We start from the raw sequence: 22,621 nt of genomic DNA, 5'->3' as shown, positions 1-22,621 counted from the left end.
TCAGCATGACCTTTCTGCTTTATATAGGAAAGAACAAGGATTTTTTGCGCAAATTCAGCAAGCTCGAAAATGTCCAGATGATTTATGCCCAAAACTACCAGGATGCCATTACAATTTGTATCAGACTGAAAGTACGTGAGAACATCATTGTCCTTCACGAACAAGGGGAGATGAACGGAGATATTGAACAGATCGGTGCTTTCAGGAAAAAGTTCTATCAGGCATATGTCGTACTCATTACGGACAGGCTGACTCCCGAAGCCAGCAAAGTCTATCTGAACAGCGGAATAAACGATACCGTCAGTTTGAACATCACCACCGCCCGGTTAAGGCAGAAAATAGACATCATCAATAAACGGCAGGAACTGCTATATGCACATAACCGGAAGAAAAAAGACGTGAGGCATTTTATCCTTCCCCAATGGAAGCGCTGCTTCGATATTCTTTTCTCCGGTGCAGCGTTAATCTTCCTGTCCCCAGTCTTTCTGCTGATTGCCATAGCCATACGTATGGAAAGCAAAGGACCTGTTATTTACAAATCCAAACGGGTAGGAACGAATTATACCATTTTTAATTTCCTGAAATTCCGTTCCATGTATACGGACGCCGATAAAAAGCTGAAAGACCTTGCCGGTCAGAACCAGTACCAGCCGGAAGGCACTCCGGAGATTGCCAAAGATTTCTCGATGGAAGAATTAGGAGGACTGATGTTTGGAGATGACGGTGTTATAGATAATGGCGGAATGCTGGTTTCCGATGACTTCATCATTCCGGAAGAAGAGTTTATTTCCAGACAAAACGCACTGGATGAAAGTCCTTTCATAAAAATAGAAAAAGACCCGCGGGTTACCAAGGTAGGACGCGTTTTACGAAAATACAGCCTGGATGAGTTACCTCAACTGGTCAACATCTTGAAAGGCGACATGTCTGTGGTGGGGAACCGTCCTCTTCCACTCTATGAAGCCGAACGCCTGACAAACGATGAAAGTATCGAACGCTTCATGGCGCCTGCCGGGCTGACCGGCTTGTGGCAGGTGGAAAAACGGGGGGATGCCGGAAAATTATCCGCTAAAGAACGCAAAGAATTAGATTTGAAATACGGTAGAGAATTCTCCTTTTTCCTGGATATGAAAATCCTGTTCAAGACTTTGACAGCTTTTGTCCAAAAAGGAGATGTTTAAATAATTTGTTTTAGGAATAAAAAGGGGATTTATTATATGGGTAAAGTATGTCTTTTTGTCATCTGTATGTATTGTTCTATCCACCATTTAAGCGCACAACAGGAAGAGCAGCAAACACAACCGGTACAACAACCTCTTGTGACACAGGATGATATATTGGGGAATATGAATGTGGATTATGCAAAGATAAAGCTGCCTCCGTTAAGTGTCCTTTATGAGAATGCACGCAGCACCCCAAGCTTACAGATTTTAGAGAAGGAGAAACAGTTACAGAAAAAGTTACTATCGAAAGAGAAAAGGAACTGGCTGGGGTTTATCCATGCCGGCGGAAGTGCTTCTTACGGTATAGCAGACAATGTGGCCAGCAATACGGATGTCAACACCCCACTTATTTACAGGTATGTAGGTACAGAACAGACTTCGTGGAATGTGGGAGGCGGCATCAGTATTCCTTTTGAAAAGCTGTTCGACCTCCGGGGAGGAATCAAGCGCCAGCGAATCCAGGTGGATATTGCCGAGTTAAGAAAACAGGAAGCATACGAAACCCTTAAAATACAAATAGCTCATTTATATGTCCAGATTTTATCCAATATAGAAACATTGCAAAGATCAGCTGAAAATATAGCTTTATATAAAGGTGCATCGGCTGTTGCAGAACAGGAATATAGAAACAGACGTACCTCTATTCATGATGTGGCCAAGACTAAAGAACAGGAATTTGCCGCTAATCAAGACTTTGCCTTACTACGCTCTACTATTAACGACCAGCTGCTGACCCTTGAAATAATCTCCCACACCCCCATCCTGACCATACAAGGAGAAAAGGACGTTCAAGAAACAACGATACAGGAACAGGAAGAAAACAAGAGGCAAAGTAAGAAAAAAGACAAAAAGGAATAAGAAGCATGGAATTATTTAAATACATAGTCAAGTTTATCTACCGTATCCGTTGGTGGATGGTTATATTTCCATGTATAGCCGGTATCATAGCATGGTTTCTTACCAGAAATCTGGAAAAAACGTATGATGTGAAAACCACCATCTTTACAGGAATCATCTCCGGATACAACGTAGATGCCACCGATACCCGAAACGCCACCGTGCACATGAGTAATTTAATGAATATCATTACAACGGAACGCACACTGAAAATAGTATCTCTGAAACTGCTTGCCCGCTGTCTGGTCTATGGAGATGCCGAAAGAAACACCAGTTATATTTCAGCCATACATTACCAGCAGCTGGTTTCCGGTATTCCACGAGAGTTACAGGCATTGATAGACAAGCAAAACGAAGAGAAGACCTATCATAATCTGGTAGCTTTTGAACGCCCGTCCGTCAATAATTTCATCTACCAACTACTCAATTATACCCACCCTTATTTCAGCGTACCTCTACTCTCACAACATATAAAAGTAGCCAGGTTGGGAAACAGTGATATGATCGAGATTGCTTATAGTGCCAACGATCCGGGAATAGCTTATAACACACTTGAGATTCTGAATGAAGAGTTTGTCAAACAATACCATGAACTACGCTATGGAGAAACAAACAATGTGATCAAGTTCTTTCAAGAAGAACTGGCCAGATTGGGCAAAATGCTGACTGCCGCCGAGGATTCTTTAATCGAGTACAATATAGAAAACCGCATCATCAACTACGGAGAACAAACCAAACAGGTGGCAAGCATGGACGCTACTTACCGGATGATGGACAATGATTTGCTTGTCAATTATTCCACCAGTAAGGCGTTGATCGATTTCTATGAATATAAATTAGGTGATGTAGCCAAATTGATCCGTACCAACAATGAGTTTATGGACAAACTTCATCAAATGTCCCAATTGAACACCCAGATCTCGACCATGGAAATCACTCCGGACGAAAAGAACCGGAAAAAGCTGGAAGAACAAAAAAACATGTTAAGTAGTGCCGAACAAAACATCAACAATCTTGCCCTGAAACTAAGTGCCGAAGCCGCAAGTACAAACAATGTATCTTATGAGACACTCATCAGCCAATGGCTTGACCAAGTAGTTCTTGCCGAAAAGACTAAAGCCCAAATGGAAGCACGAGATATAATGAGAGAGAATTTAAATAAAGATTTCCTTTATTTCTCCCCCATCGGCGCTACCCTGGGCCGGAAAGAAAGGCATATCGGCTTTGTGGAAAGCAACTATATGTCTACCATGGGAGCCTTGAATGCAGCCATCTTGCGACAAAAGAACCTGGAAATGACCTCGGCTTCATTAAAAATCATGAATCCGCCCCTGTTTCCACTGACCTCCTCCCCCACCAATGCACGCATGATTATACTTGCATCCATACTGGGGACTTTACTTTTCATCATTGGCTATTTTCTGATTATAGAAATACTGGACCGTACCCTCAGAGACAAAATACGTGCAGAACGAATTACCGGAGGAACAGTTATCGGCGCATATCCTAGAGAAAGCAAGTTAAGATACAGACGTTATAATAAAGCCATAAACAAGATGGCCGTCAGGCAACTCAGCACCGCTTTACTGCCTCATCTAAATACACAGGAACAGCGGGTCATCAATCTGTTAAGTACAGAAGAGAAAGACGGAAAGACCCATGTCGCCCGCCTGATAGAGGAATATTGGAGCAGCATCGGCCTAAACGTCCGCCGCATTACATACGATGAAGATTTTCTAAGCGAAGACAGCCAATATGTACAGGCAAACAATTTGAAAGAACTATGTCCCGATCTGGAAAAGGATGAAATACTTCTAATCGAACACCCGGTCCTGAAAAGCAATCCTCTGCCTCCGGCTTTGTTAAATGAAGCATCCATCAATCTGCTGGTTGTCCGTGCCAACCGTACTTGGAAAAATACGGATCAGGCACTGTATGAGCATTTGTTACAAGTTAAACAAAAAGAAGTACCCCTCCTTTTCTATCTGACACAAGCAGACAGAAATACAGTGGAAGACTTTACAGGACAATTACCTCCTTACACGAACTTTAAGAATATGGAATACAGGCTGTTCCAACTCGGACTGACCGCCATTGAATACAAAGGAAAATAGATAATGATAGCAAAAGAAATAAATATAACCCATACAGGTCAAATTCTGGCCAGCTTCATTATCGGACTGTGCTTATGCCTATGGACAGCCCTCAACATGAAGCCCTCCATAGGAGTTGCAATAGGGTTCATACCTTTTGCCACGCTTTTTATCTTCATATGCATAAACAGACCCGTCATTCTGCTGGCCATCACCTTTATGCTGAATTACCTGATAATGGGAATTAACAGATATCATTCCATCCCTATTGCCATTACCAATATCTTTGATTTGCTCTACGGCATCATGTTGGCCCTTATTCTTCTGAAACAGTTGCAAAGCAATCATCATTTCAGGAAAATACTAAACGTCTATACCTGCATCACATTGGTCTGGCTGCTATATTGTATCATCAACATAGGTAATGGTATAACCGGTGAATTTTACATGGAAGCATGGCTTCGTATTTTAAGACCCTGGGCCTTATACCCTATTCTGACCTGTATTATTCTATCCATACACTGCAATCGCTACACTTTTATCCATTACTTTTTAATACTATGGGGTATCATGACCCTACTGGCTGCCGCAAAAGGATATTGGCAAAAGAACAAAGGTTTTGACAGTACCGAGCTAAGCTGGTTGTGGGCCTACGGAGCACGTACCCATTTTATCCATTCCGGCATCCGCTATTTCTCATTTTTCACTGACGCGGGTCTTTTCGGTGCCAGCATGGGATTATCCTGCACTGTTTTCACGCTTACTTTTTTCTATACAAAGAACCTATTTCTCAGACTCTTCTATTTAATAGTGGGTATGGCAGGATTTTATGGTCTGTTAATATCGGGAACCCGATCGGCCATAGCTGTACCCATTGCAGGGCTGGGGCTCTTTCTGTTCCTGTCTAAAAGTTGGAAAATAGGCATCATCTCCTTTATCCTGCTTGCCGGAGGGATAGGAATGCTGAAATATACCAAGATCGGAGAGAACAATAAATTGATCCGTCGTATGCGTACTGTCTTTGACACAGAGGATCAATCGATGATGGCTCGTTTCGAGAACCAGAAAGCACTGAATGCCTACATGGATGAAATGCCCTTCGGCATAGGCATGGGAGCCATAGACGGGGTAGTTCCTCCCCATAACAAATATTATTTCGTTTCCATCTGTCCTTCAGACTCCAGTCTGGTAGATGTATGGAAACAGATGGGAATAGTGGGACTGTGTGTGTTTTTGGGTATGCATGCCATTCTATTTCTATCGGGCTCCTACATCCTTTTATTCAAAATCCGAAATCCGGAAATCCGGGGACCGCTGACAGGTATGTTATGCGGTTGTGCAGGCATACTGGTAGCTTCTTACGCCAATATGGTTTATTTCCAGTTTCCTAACGGAATCTTGATTTATTCTTGTTTCACCTTTGTTTTTTTAGGACCTTATTTAGATAAACAATACTCAGAAATACATGGACTACCGACAGCCTGACCTATCCGTCATCACCGTGAACTATAACGGTTTTCACGACACCTGCGAATTCATTGACTCGTGGGCAGCCACTGTATTCTCTGTCAGTTATGAAATGATAGTCATTGACAATGGTTCCACTGCCAATGAAGCCGCCTTGCTACAAAAAACATATCCTTTTATCCAAGCCGTACGCAGTGAGCGGAACTTAGGATTCGCCGGAGGTAACAATCTGGGTATAAACCTTGCAAAAGGAAAATACCTGTTCTTGCTGAACAATGATGTTTGTATGGTCAAAGATGCCATACCCTTGTTGATAAAACGCCTTCTGTCCTCCGACAAGATAGCAGGTGTCTCCCCGTTAATCCGTGATTATGCAGAACCGCACGCCATACAATTTGCAGGATACACCCAACTTTCGCCCATTACCTTAAGAAACAGAGCCATAGGCAAAGGGAAAATAAATAAAGACCACTACCCCGCCCAAAAAACGCCTTATCTGCATGGTGCCGCCATGTTACTGAAAAAAACAATAATAGACAAGCTTAGCCTGATGCCCGAAGAATATTTTCTATATTATGAGGAACTGGACTGGTGCACCTATATCAATAGGGAAGGCTACGAACTATGGTACGATCCCGCTTGCGAAATATGGCACAAGGACAGCAGCTCCACCGGAAAAGAAAGTCCGTTGAAATACTATTACCTGAGCAGAAACAGATTACTATATGCCTACCGCAATCTCTTTGACTGGAAACTTCCGGTTTCCATCTTATACCAGACAATGATTGTATGTCCCAAAAACATACTGACCGCCTTGGGAAAAGGAAAGAAAGCCATAGCCAAAGCACATTGGGAGGGAACAAAAGCATTTTTCAAACTTAGAAACAAAGACAAACAGCCATGATATTTCTAGCATACATAGAACTACTACTTTTCGCGATATGTGCCTTTACTGTTTTTTACCTGCTGGTGTACGCCATAGCGGCAACAGGCAACCGCACCGACAAATATTCCGAATCAAGAGTAAAACACCGTTTCGCCATTCTGATACCGGCCTATCAGGACGATGACTACATACCCTATACCGTCAAATCATTTCTGCAACAAGAATATCCTATAGACTGCTATGACATTATCGTCATTTCAGACCACCTGAAGCCGGAAACAAACAGACAGCTGGCACAATATCCCATCACCCTGTTGCAAGCCAGATTCAAGAAAAGTTCAAAAATGAAATCTGTCAAAGCTGCCATGTCACAATTACAAGAAGGACAATACGATATCGTTTTAATCATGAATGCGGACAATGTAGTGGACACCAACTTTCTTGAAGTTGTCAACAATACGTATGCCAGCGGCTCCAATGCCATCCAAACCCATCGCATCTATCAGGAAAGACCCAGCAATGTCAGCATATTGAATGCCATCACCGACGAGATAAACAATTCCATTCTTCGTGCGGGGCATGTCAATTTGGGACTTTCAGCTTCGCTGAACGGCTCCGGAACCGCAATAGACTTCACTTGGTTCAAAGAAAACATCCGTCATTTAAAAGACGATGACGATGAAAAAGTCATCGAATCCCTGCTGCTCCGCGAACGGATATATGTGGAATATTTAAATAATACCCATGTATATGCCTTGAAGAATAGTGGAAAGAAAAAATTCTATACCCAACATAGCACTTGGATTAAAACCCAATATTATTCCCTGTTCACCAATATCGGTAATCTGCCCAGCGCCATTTTAAGTGGAAAATTTGATTATGCCGACCGTATTCTGCAATGGTTCATTTTCCCTCGCACCATCCTGCTAGGTATCCTCCTCCTGTTCAGTTTCCTGTCCGTATACTTCCACTGGAGCGCCTGCCTAAAATGGTGGGGATTATTACTCACTTTCTTATTGACTATGGCAATAGCCACTCCAAACTACTTGGTGGACAGCAAATTCAACAAAGCCATGAAAGCTATCCCCTTTCTGGCGGCAGGCATGATATTCAATATGCTTTTAAGAAAGAAAAAATAAAAGCCCCATGCTATCGGAAATTATACATATCATGGAATATACGCTATATATCTACCTTTCCGTCAGTGTGGGGTATATAGTCCTGTTTTCTGCCGCCTCTCATTTCTTCAAACAAAAGAAATATCCCGCGACTACTGTCCGGCAACGTTTTATCATCCTTGTTCCCGCCTATAAAGAGGATGCGGTCATTCACGCCTGCGTCACTTCCGTTCTGCGCCAAACTTATCCGGCAGAGCTTTACGACCTGATAGTCATATCCGACCACATGCGTCCCGAAACCAATGCCTCACTGCGCAAAGAACGCATCGGCTTGATAGAACTGCATGAAAAGGAAAGTTCCAAGGCAAAAGCCCTGCGCATTGCAGCAGAGACCATCACAGACCAGCCATACGATTATGTCCTCATACTGGATGCCGATAATCTGATCTCACCCTGTTATCTTCAAGAACTGAATAAGGCAGTTTCACAGGGTATAAAAGCCATACAGACACACCGCAAAGCCAAAAATATGAATACAGACATAGCCCTATTGGATGCCGCCATCGAAGAGATGAACAATTCCATCTTCCGCAAGGGACACATCCGGCTGGGATTTTCATCTGCCCTTACCGGCTCCGGAATGGCTTTCGATTTCCGATGGTTTGTCCGGAACATCATCCATACCCATAGTACGGGCGAAGACAAAGAACTGGAAGAACTCCTGCTCCGTCAAGGCATTCACATTGAATATATAGACACCCTAGAAACATTGGACGAAAAAGTCCGGCAACCGGATGCCTTGCGTAACCAGCGCCGCCGCTGGATAGCCACCCAGCTTTTCCTTGCATTAAAAATGGGACGTAACCTCCCCACAGCCTTACTGAACGGAAACGGAGATTATCTGCTGAAAACCCTCCAAGCCTTTATCGCCCCCCGCAGCATTCTGTTGGCGCTCATCGGATTCTTTTCATGTGTTCTCTGCATTTTCTCTCCGGCTTCTTCCATAAAGTGGTGGATTTTGCTTATCTTGCTGAACGGTGCGTTATACCTGGCCATTCCGTCCAATATGAGATATAAATACATGAGCAGAATCCTCAGGCAGACACCTTATTTTGTAATCATTATGCTTCTCAACTTGTTTCACTTGAAAGGAATGGCACAGAAGTTCAACCATACACAGCATGGATAGAATTATGAATATAAAAGAGTACTTACAGCAACACCCGCAATGGAAAAAACGGATACACGGTTTCATCATGCATCCGGTAAAGACACGCCCCTATTGGTGGATACGCGTATGGCAGCCTTTCTACATAAAAAAAGGCCGGGGCTCAGTCATTTATTCCAGTGTACGGAAAGACCTTCCACCGTTCCACCTGTTCCAGATGGGAAAATATTCGGTAGTGGAAGATTTCTCCTGCTTGAACAATGCCGTAGGCGACATCGTAATCGGCGATTATTGCCGGATAGGACTCGGCAATACGGTCATCGGTCCCATCCGGATAGACAACGGGGTCAATATTTCACAAAACGTAGTCCTGATAGGATTAGATCACAATTACCAGGATATCACTCAAGGCATCATCGAACAAGGTATCACCACTTCTCCTATCCACATCGGAGAACATACCATCATAGGAGCCAACGTGATTGTACTGCCCGGAATCACCATCGGCAAACATTGTTTTATCGGTGCCGGGTGTGTGGTTACCCAAAACATACCCGACTTTTGTGTCACGGTAGGAAATCCCGCACGCATTATCAAACGCTATAACCCTCAATCACAAACATGGGAAAAAATATAAAAATATTAGTATGTGCCCATAAGGACAGCCGGCTACCACAGCATGAGTACTTCTGTCCCATACAGGTGGGGGCCTCCCTAACCAGTGCCCGATTCTTCCCTGTACTAGATAACACAGGAGATAATATATCCGATAGGAATCCTCACTTTTGTGAACTAACCGCCCATTATTGGGCTTGGAAAAATCTAAAGTGTGACATTATAGGGCTCAATCATTACAGGCGCTTCTTTGATTTTCATCGCCCGTTTCCGGCTTTTTCACCAGACAGGAGTTTCATCAACATAGATTCATTTCTAAAAGAAACTTACCGATTTCCTGATTTAGAAACCTTATTAAATGATTATGACATCATCCTCTCTCCCAAGCGTCATTATCCCTATAACGTCGCTACACAATACGCCATATTCCATCTAGTCAATGACCTCAATTTGCTGAAAGAAGTCATTCAACACCTCACACCCGAATATGCTGAAGCTTTTCATACATTCATGTATCACTGCAATGCCTATTCCGGATATAATATGTTCATCACCGGACGGAAACATTTTGACGAATACTCCCAGTGGCTATTCAGCGTATTGTTTGAATTAGAAAAACGGGTAAAACTGTCCGCCTATCCGGATCAGGCACGTCTGTTCGGCTATTTATCAGAAAGATTGATCAATGTCTATTGCATAAGGCACCGGTTAAAGATAAAGTATGTTCCCGTCATCATGCCCTTGGAAGAAACGTTTCAGAATCCGAGCAACCTGCTTTATACGCTTCGCCGACTAAAGAATGATCTTATTTATAAACTCACAGAATTATAAGTTATGCCGTTGGTTTCTGTCATCATCCCTATATACAATACAGAAAAATTCCTGCCTTTGTGTATCAACAGCGTCTTAAACCAGACACTGACAGACATTGAAGTACTGCTGGTTAATGACGGAAGTACGGACGGAAGCGGGAAAATATGTGACGAATACGCCTGCAAGGACCAACGAATACAGGTAATACACACTCTGAACCAAGGAGTCAGCCATGCACGAAACCAAGGACTGGAAACCGCAAAAGGAGAATATATAGCTTTCATGGATAGCGACGACTGGATAGAAACGGATATGATAGCCACTCTTTATCAACTTATCCGGACAAACGAAGCCGGTCTGGCTACTTGCGGATATATCATTGAAAATGAAGATGGTCGTCCGATTTACCACATCAACGAAGTGAAATCCGGCAAATTAACCCAGTGGGAGGCCATTCACTCCCTGTTTAACGACAGGCATTACAAATACAAAGGAAACTTATGGGATAAATTATATCATAAAGAAATCATTGACAAACATCACCTAAAATTCAATGAACATATTTATTATAATGAAGACAGGCTCTTTATTTTTCAATACCTGAGCCACTGCCAATCAGCCGCATACACCACTTCCCCCTATTATCACTATGTCACAAGAAAATCAAGCGCCATGAACCTGTCGCAAAAAAACTACACCCCCAAACTGTGCACTTTCATGGATGCATTCGACCTGATGACTTCACTTTCGGCCACATTCCCCACCTATATTCTACGTGCTTTGTCGGCCGATTACATAAAAAGTTCGTTCTTGTTCTATACCCAACACTCACGGGAAATCCCCTTCAATGAATTATGGGACAGAATGCTAAGAATCAGAAAAAACAATTATATACATCTTCCACTTTCTCTAAAAATAAAGTATGCGCTATATGGCATCAGACTTATCCTGCGGGCATGGCTCAAGTGAAAAGACCAATTTACTGCTTACTTAACACGCACCCGTTTTATCTTTCCATGCACCCACAACAAGGCACAGACCAATTTGTATGCCATCTGATGAAGGCCCGCAGTTTTATTCAGTTCGGGAATCAGTTCCAATAAAGGAGATTCCACCTTTTCCAGTCTTATATAATCCTTCATCATTCTATCCGGAAACAGTTCCTTATACACCCGCTTTCTTTCCATATCTCTTGTTCCGGTATCCGTTTCACTGACCCCTCCGGGTACAAACCTACAAACGATGGAACGAATATTGCGGAACGTCGCATTGTTGAATATCAAGGTCTGAATATAAAATTTCCAATCGGATACAATCTTATAACTCTCGTCATACCTGTTTTCATCAAAAAGTTCTTTACGGAAGAATGAAGCCTGATGCAATACAGTTCCCCGAATCAAATCCATCAGCGTTATATCCTCCTTATGAAATCCCCACACCTCTGTGCCATGCACTATTTTTCCAACAACAATATCGCTGTCCAATGAAGGTGCCACCTCCTGCAACACACCATTGTTATAAAATTCATCACCGGAATTCATAAAGTTCAAATACTCTCCATGCGCCTGTAAAACTCCTTTATTCATGGCATGATAAATACCCTTGTCCGGCTCCGATACCCAATAGTCCACTTTACCGGCATACTCTTTTATCACTTCAATACTTCCATCCGTAGACCCTCCGTCAATAATAATATACTCAAAATCCCTAAAAGACTGGCCGACCACACTTTCTATGGTTTTCCTCAACCCTTCTTTATTATTATAATTAATGGTTATAATCGAAAATTTTCTTTGTGACATAATTTTCCGCTTTTTACAATCTAAAGTTTCCATTCGTCATCCAGACTGAGCGATTTCTCAAATCCGACATACAGAGGCACAATCCGGCTGACATTCGAAGTATAAGTACCGATAAAAAATGAAGAATGGATCAGAATATCCATATCCAACAGCATATTCAACGTATCTATATATCTACTTTTTTTATCCTTTGTATTAAACAAAGACTCGTCAAATCCTGTTTGTGTCACAGCTGTGTTCCAGTAAACATTAAATCCTTCGGCAACCAGTACGGATTTCAACTTATCCGTCACAGAACCATCATCCGTAGCTATAAACACATTACGGCTGATATGCTTCTTCCCTTTAACAGCATCAATATAAAGAGACAAACCAAGTTCCTTCATCTCACGGGAAACTATCTTATCTCCCCGCCTTATATGTACCGCTATGTAATCTACCGGCAAATTCATCTCGCTTTTCCTTTTTTCTATATAGCCGGTTGTCTTTTCATTAAATTTTAATATTTTCCGCAAGGCAGAACCATAATCATTTCTGATATCTTCCAGTTTCTCCAGAAAATCCTCCGATCTCATTTTTAGAAAGACCTCATTCCCTAGTTCCGTTTCCGGATGAAATAACAGATATATCCTATTCATTATATAGAAAATATAATACCGGAAAAAAGCGGACGGATTATAATAGATATTTCCCCACCAAGGTTTCCCCTTTTTATAAACAATATATTGCGAACACATCACCCCGTTACAGTTTGGCAAGACCGATTCGAAATAATCACTCCAGCCTTTCTCTACCCTTGCATTCCAGTTCCTTGTATTGACAGTCAGCTCTTCCTGATTATAGTCCGCATAGACCAATGCCAAAGCAAGGTTAGACAACTCTGAGAACAACCCTCTTCCAGTCAAACTATATACGATTCTTTTTTTCTCCATCTCCATAATAGAACATAATGATCAAACTTTTATATCCTCCAATCCGATAAAGCCGTTGGACGTTTGTGTCAGTGCATGCCCGAATCCACTTTGAAACCCCTCACATTCCAGCAAACAGCAACGAACTGCTTTCAAATAATATTCCACCATAGGATGATGTATAAACAAATCTGCCTGCAGGACACCTTTACTCAGCACAGGCGGAAGCTCTATACGCCTCTCGATGCAAAAATCCCCTTTAGGTAAATGACTGATACTCCCGTAATAATGTCCCGGAGCATAAGTAGCATAAGGCACTTCCGTCCTGCTCTTCAAAACCAGCATTACATCATACATCATATCCTCTTCAGAATATCCCTGTATTTTCACAGTCAGAAAATTCTGACCTCCATGAATAGTGGAAGAGGCACATTCCGTTCCGTTTATCTCAATGCAATCTATATGAAGCGTATTTTTCGTCCAACCCACATAATCTATAATTTTACTTTTCCGGACCGTCCCTTTCTCTTTCAAGTAATAATCGATGGCAGAATGAACCGTCCCTTGATAAACCGCGGTACCATTTTCCAAGCATATTCCTTTTGTACACAAACTTCTTACCGCTGCCATGTTATGACTGACAAACAAGACTGTCCGTCCCTCTCCTTTCGACACATCCTGCATCTTGCCAATAGCCTTCTTTTGGAATTCCGCATCTCCCACTGCCAACACCTCGTCCACCACCAGAATTTCCGGCTCCAGATGGGCGGCGATAGCAAATCCCAACCGCACGGTCATACCCGAAGAATAACGTTTCACTGGAGTATCGATATATTTCTCCACACCGGCGAAAGCCACAATCTCATCCAACTTGCGGGTAATCTCCGCCTTGGTCATCCCCATGATGGAACCATTCATATAAATATTCTCCCGTCCTGTCATTTCGGGATGAAAGCCTGTACCCACTTCCAGCAAAGAGGCAATACGCCCCCGTGCACGGATACAACCGGCAGTAGGAGAAGTCACCCGCGAAAGGATTTTCAACAAAGTGGACTTTCCCGCACCGTTCTTACCTATAATACCCAGCACTTCACCTTCCTCCACATGGAAATTAATATCTTTCAACGCCCATACAAAATCTCCCGTCGCTTTCTTGGAACGGTCATTCTCTTCCCCGATTCTGAGATACGGGTCCTCCTTTCCACGGATCCGCGCCCACCAACGATTCAAATCACGGCTCAGCGTGCCGGTTCCGATGCTTCCCAATGCATATTGCTTGCTGATATTCTGAAACTCTATCGCTATTTTTCCCATTCTGTCCCTTCTTTTAAATCACATCCATGAAACTACGTTGCACTCTATTAAAAGTCACCATCCCCCAAAGCATTATCACCACTGTAAACACCAACGTGTAGCCTAAGTGGAACCAACTGAAAGTCCCCACCCCCAAGAATCCGAATTTAAATGTTTCGATAAGGGAAGTCAGCGGGTTCGCCACAATGATCCACATATACTGCTCATGACTCTGCCTCATCACGGACAAAGGGTAAATAACCGGAGTGGCATACATCCACAACTGTACCCCGAAAGTAATCAAGAAACGCAAGTCACGGTACTTGGTCGTCAAGGAGGATATCAATAATCCGAACCCCAAACCAAGTCCTGCCAACATGAGCAGCAGCAAGGGAGCCAACCAAGCATATCCGTTGACCATCAACGAATATCCGTTGCACAAATAGTAAATATAAATTAAAACGAACAATCCGAACTGAATGCCCATCTTTATCATGCAAGATATAACGATGGACAAGGGTACCACCAGACGAGGGAAATATACTTTTCCAAATACATTCTGATTGGCGTTGAACGTATCCGAACAGCGGCTTAAACACTCCGAGAAATAATTCCAGCAAAGTAAGCCCGCCATATAAAACAGCGGTTGGGGAAGTCCGTCGGTAGGAATACCGGCAATACCGCCAAAAACAAACATGAACATGACGGTAGTAAGCAGTGGCTGGATAACAAACCATAACGGTCCTAAAACAGTCTGTTTATAAAAAGTGACGATATCCCGTCTGATATACATTACCAGCAAATCCCTATAGAGCCATACCTCTTCCAGATCCAACCGGAACAAACCGGACCGAGGCTTGATCACAATATCCCATTTTTCCTGTTCATCTTGTACCATACACTACTTTTTTTAGTAAATTATTCCAACTGTCACATACCTTCTCTATATGAAATGTATCAGCATACTCCACCGCCTTATTTCCCATCCATTCCCAATCCGTCCGATCAGCCATATACGACATACAACCGGCCAGCTGAGCTATATTCCCTGTTTCAAAAAGAACGGCCATATCTTTGTCTTTCAACAACTCGCGCGTTATCGGTAAATCAGATGCAATAACAGGTAACCCGTGCGCCATAGCCTCTATCATCACCAGGCCGAATCCCTCCCAACGGGAACTCAGCACATACATACTGGAATGTGCATAATACTCCTGCACCTCTTTCGTGAAAGGATGCAGCGCGATGCTCTTTTCCAATTCATATTCATTGATCAATGAACGGTAAAGCGCTTCCTCAGGACCCTCCCCCACAATTTCCAGTGTCCAGTCCGGATGAGTTTTCACAAAAACAGAAAAAGCTTTTATTAAAATATCAAATCCTTTATGTCCGAATGAAAAACGACCGACCGCCAAAATCCTTCTATATTCCTTCTTTCCCCGACCTTTAGGCAGTACAGTCAGAGGATTGTATATCACCTCGCAGCACAGGTTCATTTTCCGAAAGAAACAACCGGCATCTGCATGACTTAAAACCACCCTCTCGTCCAATTTCCCCATCTGGACTTGAAAAAAGCAATCCAATCCCGGCAAATAGGGAGTTTCTTTCTCAAAGAATGCTTCATAAGAATTATGCAGCCACCCAACAGTCTTTGTCCGGATCCGGCTCTTTACAGCAGAGAGGTGCAGAGCCATAAAAGCATGTACCCCGATGACTACATCACATTGCCGGGCATTTATTTTCCTTGCCAATGTCCGTTTATAAGAAGAAGGGAAAAAACTGGCAGCATACCATGCTGAAGTCTGCCGGGTATGAGGCAGTCCATGTTTATATAAGAAACTATAGCCTTTACATAACAAACGTTCAATAAAAGAAGAAGCGGAATAAGAGAAATAATCAAACAGCACGGTACTTTCGGCATATCCGTACATCGACAAGTCCGTACAAGTATCCGTAGTCAGTATCGTGACTTCATGTTTCCCAGACAAGGCCTTGGCTATTTCAGCCAACACACGCTGTACTCCACCGAAACTGAAGACAGTATCACAATAAAATAATATTCTCATGGAATTTAGATTACACTCTTTCTTCGCAAAGATACAATAAAGAAATGAAAATAAATGCGGAATGAAGAAAGAATATCATATAATACAAAGCAGGTATCTGCGGCACGTACATACGTATAGAGCGGCACGTACATATGTGAAATCCTGCTCCCCCAAAAACAACAGGTCAAATAAAAAAAAGACCTTGTTCTTTTTTAAAAAGATGGCGAGCTTTTTTAAAAACCTCCTGATCTTTTTACTGCCATCGGAAATTTGCCATATTCCATAGAGGTATCCCCCCTTCAGACACACTTTTTGCAAAGAAAAAGCCTGAGAACATCCTACTTCATATTAAATCGGAACAACTTATAAAAAAGGATATATTACTGATAACAAATAGATTATATGAAATTCTGCTCCAAAAAACAGTGAGGGCATGAGAGCATAAGTGAGAGCTACAATTTTTACCATCACTATACAAATAGTTCATAAACAACCAGTTGTGCACACAGTGAGAGCATGAGGGCATTATCACCCCGAACTTCCAGTGAAAGCTTCTCATACTCATCGAGATATTATCAAGATAATGCATGATGCTGAATATAAATCAATATCTTTGCAAAAAGAAGAAGAATGACAAAGAACACAAGTTACCATTACAGCATCATTATTCCGCACAAGAATACCCCCCGTCTTCTGGAACGCTGTCTGTACTCAATTCCCACTTGGGATGAAATTCAAATCATTATCATTGATGACAACAGCAATTCCGAATCTGTCGATTTTTCTCATTTTCCGGGAAACGGCAGAAAAAATACGGAAGTCCTGTTCACTAAGGAGGGAAAAGGGGCAGGATACGCACGGAACATAGGACTCTCCCACGCCCGTGGCAAATGGATTATCTTTGCAGATGCAGACGATTTCTTTACAGCCGATTGTTTTACTATCTTAAACGAATACATGGACAGCCCCCATGAAGTCATCTATTTCAATGTACGTTTTGTCATGTCCGACAATCCGTCCCAAGAAAGCCGACGCGGAACTTACTATACCAACTTCTTCAATGATGTAAACCCGGAAAACAAACTGCGATACCAATCTCAAGTTCCTTGGGGCAAAATGATAAGGCGCAGCTTCCTGTCAACATTCCACATTCAATTCGATGAAACAAGAATAGCCAACGATGTGTATTTTTCATGCCTTGTCGGTATATATGCCCCCAAAGCAACCACAGACAGAAGAATCATTTATTATTGTACCGAATCCGGCCAGTCCCTTGCTATGTCCAAACAAGACCGCGAGAGTTTAATCATACGGTTTAACGCAAGCATGAAATGCAACAGACTGTTGCGACAAGAAAAAATCCACTATTACCTGTCACCACTTCCGTGGTGTATCCCTTCGGCAAAAATAAAAGAATGGCTCCCCGCCAAATACTTTTTTGAATACCTGTTTTTCTTCCGCCTGCAAGCATTCAAAGAATTATATTATGCTTTTTCCGCTATCCTGTCACATATGAATGAGCCGGCCACAAAAGAAACCGACAACCAATGTAACAAAAAGACTACCAACCTAAGGGAATAATATTCATTACACAAGAAGATTCAGCGGTACAACCTTCCCCATATCTTATAATACAATTTGATCAGATTAGCGTATTTATACAATATGTGATGTCTGTAAATCCCCCAATTCAAAAGCAGAGAAAAAGGATAGAACAAATTCAATTCGTACAAAACCTCCATAGGCCGGAACTCTCTGCAATGCTTCCTTATCAGATTTCTTTTAAACTTATCTATCGCATCATTACTTTCCCTTGTAACCCCTATTACAGCAGCATTATACACCACCGGCATCAACTTGTTCAAAATGAAACAGATATTTTCAGCATACAATTCCTGTTCCATGTGCTCATTAAAAACAGTCAAGATAAAAATAAAATCCTTTGCCGGCTTGTCAAAGTCCGTTTTCGCCTTATTCATGGTTGAGAAAGGATTTGAACGCCTGTAGAAATAAGTAAAAGAATTGACGGAAGCAAACGTTTCCACCTTTTTATACAGAAAATAGCACCACAAAAAGTCCTCAAACAAAATGCCCGACCTGAAATAAATGGCATTCTCTGTCAGCACCTCCTTTCTAATCAATCTGTTGACCGGAGTGGATATTATTTTCGAATCCAGAAACAACTTGTTGATACGTATCCGTCCTTCCGTATATCTTTGCAAATCACTGTTTTTGTTTTCCATCCCTTCTGAATAAGAATCCCCCTGCACCAAGTCAATCCCCGGATGTCTTTTCGTTTCCTCCCATAATTTCTCCAGACAATTCTCATAAAGCATATCATCCGAATCTATAAAAAAAAGATAACCACCCCGGGATAGTTCTATTCCCTTGTTCCTTGCCGCAGAGACTCCTTCATTCCTCTCATTTCTCACGATCCTAAAACTGATGTTCCCTTTATATCCGGCCAGCTTTTCCTCTATCAGGCGCATACTGTTATCCGGAGAGCAATCATCAATGATGATACACTCAAAACAATCAAAAGTTTGGTTGATTATGGAATCAAGACATTCTGATACGTATTTTTCCACCTTGTAAACCGGCATCACCACCGTTATCTCTTTCATCATTATCTGCTAATCATTATAAAATGCAATATTCGCAAAAACAAATGATACTCACAACATTCCAAAGACTTTAATTACTAAATAGCCCCATCTTCATCCATTGAAACCCACTTTTTACTCCGAATACAGCCGACATTCCATAAAAAAACGGATATGGACAGGAATTTCAACAACTTCTTATTGGATATATAAAAAGAATACACTATTTTTACGGAAAAACAAACCAGGGGAATGAAAATAGTATATGTATACGACTCCATAGCCCGTATAGGAGGCATGGAACGGATTTTAACGGATAAGATGAATTACTTGGTCGAAATTTATGGGCACGAGGTCTATCTTATCACTTCTTCCCAAGGCAATCATCCTTTTTCTTTCCCGTTATCCCACAAAGTGGAACATATCGATCTGGATACAAAGTTTCATTTGCAATACCAGCATCCGCTTCTCGAACAATTGAGAGTGGGATGGACTTTGAACCATAAATTCGAACAAAAATTAAAAAAAGAGATCAAGCTCATCAATCCCGATATCATATCAGGAAATACCAGTTTCAAAGCGGATTTGATCTGTAAATTAGACTGCAAGGCAAAGAAAATCATTGAATCGCATTGCGCCAAAATATACACCCGGATACCTGCAAACCGCAAAAAGAGTTTTTTTAAAGATATAAAAGACAGATACGTCAGCTACCAATGTTTCCGTGATGTAAAACGATACAGCGATGCTATAGTCACACTGACACAAGGAGATGCCGCCATGTGGGGACAACATCCGAATATACATATCATTCCGAACACCACCTCTATTGATATACAAACAATCAGCTCCTGTGAGGCTCCCCGTGTAATAGCGGCAGGCAGACTGACCTGGCAAAAAGGATTCGACAGACTGGTTGACGCATGGAATATCGTGCAGAAACACCACCCCGACTGGATACTGGATATATTTGGTGAAGGATTTTATAAGGATAGCTTAACCCGGCAGATTAAAGACAGAAAGCTGGAATACTCCATCACAATTTATCCTTTTACACAAAACATAACGCAAGAATACCTGAACAGTTCCATTCTGGCCCTAAGCTCCAATTACGAAGGTTTTGGACTGGTCTTGATCGAAGCCATGAGTCTGGGTGTTCCTTGTGTTTCTTTCGACTGTCCTTTCGGTCCATCGGAAATCATCAGAAACCAGGAAGACGGACTCCTCGTCAAAAACGGAGATATACAAGGATTTGCCAACGCTCTTTGCCACTTGATAGAACATGAAGCAGAAAGAAAAGCTTTTGGCAAAAGAGCTAAACAAAATATAACACGCTACTCACTCCGAAACATCATGCCGCAATGGGAAATGTTGTTTCATAAACTGACTGAAAAATGACCATCGTTTATCTATACACAGCACTATGCACCGTGGGAGGCGCAGACCGGAGCATCATCCAAAAAGCGAACTATCTGGCTGACGAAATGCATCAGGATGTATTTATTATCACAGATTCACAAAAAGAACGCCCGCCCGTTTTCCCGATATCTCCCAGAATCAGGCACATTGACATAGGAATTGATTTTGACAGACAATATCATCACAACCTGTTAGTAAGAGGATATTATTATTTTACCCTGATGCACCTGTACAGAAAGAAGCTGGAGTATTGGCTGAAAACCTTGAAACCGGATATTGTCATCAGCACATTGGGCCGAGAATTGGATTTTCTGACACAACTGGATGATGGAAGCGTAAAAATAGGAGAATCCCATATAGCCAAACCATACACTCGTAACCTGCATCTGATGGAACAACGGGGATTCCCATACAAGCAAATCGCACGGCATTGGAGAAAGAAACAGGAGGAGGCTGTAAAAAAACTGGATGCGCTGGTTGTTCTGACACAACATGATGCGGATAATTGGAAAGAAGTGAAGAAGGCTTGTGTCATACCGAACTTCTTACCTTTCTCACCCGAAAAAGGGAGTTCCTGCCTGGAGAAAAGAATCATCAGCATAGGAAGATACAGCGAACAGAAGGGGTATGACCGCCTGATTGAAGCCTGGATCAAAGTCAATCGGAAGCATCCCGACTGGCATATCCGCATTTACGGAGAAGGACAGGATAGGAACAGCCTGCAAGAGCTTATTGAAAAGCATCATATAGAAAACAGTTTTTCACTATGCCCTCCGACAAAAAGCATTCAAGAAAAATATCTGGAAAGTTCCATATACGTCATGAGTTCACGATTTGAAGGATTACCGATGGCACTTCTGGAAGCGATGGCATGTGGTGTTCCCTGCATTTCATTCGACTGCCCGTACGGACCTGCCGAGATTATCACTCCGGAAGAAGACGGAATACTGGTGAAGAACGGAAACACGGACGAACTGGCTGACGCGATATGCCGGCTGATAGAGGATACGGACAAACGCATACGGATGGGAAAGCAGGCCCAAAAGAATATCCAACGTTATTCACGCGAAGAAGTGATGAAACTGTGGGATGAACTATTCAACACCTTAACAACTGCCCGACCATGAATATCATCTACCTCCTTTTCCACGGACTATCCCCTTACAGCGGCATTAGTAAAAAGATCTTGCATCAGGTTAAAGGCTTTGAAGCATGTGGACACCGGGTAAGTTTATGCACATACAGCATAGCAGATAACGGCCACCGGGTAAGGATGATAAACAATGAAATAATAGAAGACTACGGAACAGGCAAACCGGCTGCGGCGAAAAGAAGAGTTTCCTACCAATGCATATACCGCTATGCTGTAACACATCAAGTGGAATTAATCTATGTACGCTCTTTCCATAATGCAAATCCGTTCACTATCCGGCTGTTCAGCAAACTGAGGAAAGCCGGAATTAAAATAGCGATGGAAATACCTACCTATCCTTACGACAGCGAATACGCCGGTTTTCCACTGGTCACACGCCTGGGGATACAAGTGGATAAAGTATTCCGAAAGACATTGGCAAAACACGTGAACGCCATCGTCACTTTCTCAGACTATCACTGTATATTCGGCCAACGTACCATTCAGATATCCAATGGAGTTGACTTTGATTCCATTCCGCTGAAAAAGACGGTTTCTAAAAATACCTCCGTCATTCATCTACTAGGAGTGGCCGAAGTACATTATTGGCACGGTTACGACCGTCTGATAGAGGGTTTGGGCAAATATTACCAAGACCCGGCAAACACAACCGTATTTTTCCACATCGCAGGAGGTATATGGAAATCCGAAATGCATGATTCACAACACGCTCCCGGATTTTATGAACTTATCAACAAATATCATATAGAAAAATATGTCATCTTCCACGGACAAAAAATGAACGAGGAACTAGACGAATTATTCAACGAAGCAGACTTTGCCATCGGCAGTCTGGCACGCCACCGCAGCGGCATCGACAAAATCAAAACATTAAAAAACAGAGAATATGCAGCACGGGGAATACCTTTTGCATATTCAGAAACAGATGAAGACTTTGACAAGATGCCTTATATACTGAAAGTTCCGGCCGACGAAAGCCCCATAGATATCCACCGGCTTATCCGGTTCTATATGGAACTGGATCTGTCTCCTCGTAAAATAAGGGATTCCATTAAAAACCTGTCATGGAAAGAACAGATGATGAAAGTAATAAACAACCTGTAATACTCCCG

At 42.3% G+C, this 22,621-nt stretch carries 20 protein-coding genes; 14 read left to right on the top strand and 6 right to left on the bottom strand.

What is annotated here, in order from left to right; all coding sequences use genetic code 11:
- The first annotated feature begins 5 nt into the window (after nt 1-5).
- The 10 genes from AB5062_RS11635 to AB5062_RS11590 are packed head-to-tail and all read left to right on the top strand — an operon-like array spanning nt 6 to nt 11,249.
- Nucleotides 6-1,181, top strand: a complete 1,176-nt coding sequence (locus AB5062_RS11635) for a sugar transferase (RefSeq protein ID WP_217315758.1) — start codon at nt 6-8, stop codon at nt 1,179-1,181.
- Nucleotides 1,182-1,217: 36 nt separating this feature from the next.
- Nucleotides 1,218-2,081, top strand: coding sequence for a TolC family protein (locus tag AB5062_RS11630; protein ID WP_005843145.1), 864 nt, complete (start codon nt 1,218-1,220; stop codon nt 2,079-2,081).
- A 5-nt stretch (nt 2,082-2,086) separates the two neighbouring features.
- On the top strand, nt 2,087-4,234 hold the full coding sequence (locus AB5062_RS11625; protein WP_005851481.1) for a hypothetical protein: 2,148 nt from the start codon (nt 2,087-2,089) through the stop codon (nt 4,232-4,234).
- 3 nt (nt 4,235-4,237) lie between these two features.
- Nucleotides 4,238-5,698: an O-antigen ligase gene (locus AB5062_RS11620; protein ID WP_005843143.1), complete on the top strand. Its 1,461-nt coding sequence runs from the start codon at nt 4,238-4,240 to the stop codon at nt 5,696-5,698.
- Nucleotides 5,679-6,584 (top strand): glycosyltransferase family 2 protein, encoded by a 906-nt coding sequence (locus AB5062_RS11615; RefSeq protein ID WP_008671344.1) that lies wholly within the window; start codon nt 5,679-5,681, stop codon nt 6,582-6,584. Before AB5062_RS11620 ends, AB5062_RS11615 begins: the two co-directional genes overlap by 20 nt.
- Nucleotides 6,581-7,705, top strand: a complete 1,125-nt coding sequence (locus tag AB5062_RS11610; RefSeq protein WP_032952452.1) for a glycosyltransferase family 2 protein — start codon at nt 6,581-6,583, stop codon at nt 7,703-7,705. The genes AB5062_RS11615 and AB5062_RS11610 overlap by 4 nt, the downstream gene beginning before the upstream one ends.
- A gap of 7 nt (nt 7,706-7,712) precedes the next feature.
- A complete protein-coding gene (locus AB5062_RS11605) occupies nt 7,713-8,873 on the top strand; it encodes a glycosyltransferase (RefSeq protein ID WP_005843139.1) in 1,161 nt (386 codons plus the stop codon).
- A gap of 4 nt (nt 8,874-8,877) precedes the next feature.
- On the top strand, nt 8,878-9,489 hold the full coding sequence (locus AB5062_RS11600; protein ID WP_032952463.1) for a DapH/DapD/GlmU-related protein: 612 nt from the start codon (nt 8,878-8,880) through the stop codon (nt 9,487-9,489).
- Nucleotides 9,474-10,298 carry a DUF4422 domain-containing protein gene (locus tag AB5062_RS11595; protein WP_005843137.1) on the top strand — a complete coding sequence of 275 codons (825 nt, stop codon included), beginning with the start codon at nt 9,474-9,476 and terminating at the stop codon, nt 10,296-10,298. Before AB5062_RS11600 ends, AB5062_RS11595 begins: the two co-directional genes overlap by 16 nt.
- A gap of 3 nt (nt 10,299-10,301) precedes the next feature.
- The gene (locus tag AB5062_RS11590) at nt 10,302-11,249 is read left to right on the top strand and encodes a glycosyltransferase (RefSeq protein WP_005843136.1); all 948 of its coding nucleotides are present in this window, start codon (nt 10,302-10,304) and stop codon (nt 11,247-11,249) included.
- Between the two features lie 17 nt (nt 11,250-11,266).
- On the opposite strand, the gene AB5062_RS11585 is transcribed toward AB5062_RS11590, so the two are convergent.
- From AB5062_RS11585 to AB5062_RS11565, 5 genes are read right to left on the bottom strand one after another with little or no spacing between them, the layout of a single operon-like run.
- A complete protein-coding gene (locus AB5062_RS11585; RefSeq protein WP_032952453.1) occupies nt 11,267-12,082 on the bottom strand; it encodes a glycosyltransferase family 2 protein in 816 nt (271 codons plus the stop codon).
- Nucleotides 12,083-12,102: 20 nt separating this feature from the next.
- The gene (locus tag AB5062_RS11580) at nt 12,103-13,020 is read right to left on the bottom strand and encodes an O-fucosyltransferase family protein (protein ID WP_032952454.1); all 918 of its coding nucleotides are present in this window, start codon (nt 13,018-13,020) and stop codon (nt 12,103-12,105) included.
- A 15-nt stretch (nt 13,021-13,035) separates the two neighbouring features.
- Nucleotides 13,036-14,307, bottom strand: coding sequence for an ABC transporter ATP-binding protein (locus AB5062_RS11575; protein WP_005843133.1), 1,272 nt, complete (start codon nt 14,305-14,307; stop codon nt 13,036-13,038).
- Between the two features lie 13 nt (nt 14,308-14,320).
- Entirely contained in the window at nt 14,321-15,184 is an 864-nt protein-coding gene (locus AB5062_RS11570) for an ABC transporter permease (protein ID WP_005843132.1), read from the bottom strand.
- Nucleotides 15,171-16,352, bottom strand: a complete 1,182-nt coding sequence (locus AB5062_RS11565; RefSeq protein WP_115649151.1) for a glycosyltransferase — start codon at nt 16,350-16,352, stop codon at nt 15,171-15,173. The genes AB5062_RS11570 and AB5062_RS11565 overlap by 14 nt, the downstream gene beginning before the upstream one ends.
- Nucleotides 16,353-16,964: 612 nt before the next feature.
- Between AB5062_RS11565 and AB5062_RS11560 the strand changes: the two genes are divergently transcribed.
- A complete protein-coding gene (locus AB5062_RS11560; RefSeq protein WP_008671359.1) occupies nt 16,965-17,915 on the top strand; it encodes a glycosyltransferase in 951 nt (316 codons plus the stop codon).
- 20 nt (nt 17,916-17,935) lie between these two features.
- Here AB5062_RS11560 and AB5062_RS11555 read toward each other — a convergent pair whose 3' ends face one another.
- Nucleotides 17,936-18,961 (bottom strand): glycosyltransferase family 2 protein, encoded by a 1,026-nt coding sequence (locus tag AB5062_RS11555; RefSeq protein ID WP_032938770.1) that lies wholly within the window; start codon nt 18,959-18,961, stop codon nt 17,936-17,938.
- A gap of 228 nt (nt 18,962-19,189) precedes the next feature.
- Between AB5062_RS11555 and AB5062_RS11550 the strand changes: the two genes are divergently transcribed.
- The 3 genes from AB5062_RS11550 to AB5062_RS11540 are packed head-to-tail and all read left to right on the top strand — an operon-like array spanning nt 19,190 to nt 22,613.
- A complete protein-coding gene (locus AB5062_RS11550) occupies nt 19,190-20,335 on the top strand; it encodes a glycosyltransferase family 4 protein (RefSeq protein WP_117829756.1) in 1,146 nt (381 codons plus the stop codon).
- Entirely contained in the window at nt 20,332-21,483 is a 1,152-nt protein-coding gene (locus tag AB5062_RS11545) for a glycosyltransferase family 4 protein (RefSeq protein WP_005843126.1), read from the top strand. The genes AB5062_RS11550 and AB5062_RS11545 overlap by 4 nt, the downstream gene beginning before the upstream one ends.
- Nucleotides 21,480-22,613: a glycosyltransferase family 1 protein gene (locus tag AB5062_RS11540; RefSeq protein ID WP_005851467.1), complete on the top strand. Its 1,134-nt coding sequence runs from the start codon at nt 21,480-21,482 to the stop codon at nt 22,611-22,613. The genes AB5062_RS11545 and AB5062_RS11540 overlap by 4 nt, the downstream gene beginning before the upstream one ends.
- The last annotated feature ends 8 nt before the right edge of the window (nt 22,614-22,621 follow it).

It is taken from the genome of Phocaeicola sp. RTP21359st1_B8_RTP21360_211022, assembly GCF_040911965.1.
Taxonomy (GTDB): Bacteria; Bacteroidota; Bacteroidia; order Bacteroidales; family Bacteroidaceae; genus Phocaeicola; species Phocaeicola vulgatus.
The sequence above is the reverse complement of the archived record's forward strand: the minus strand, read 5'-3'. Positions and strand labels throughout refer to the sequence as shown.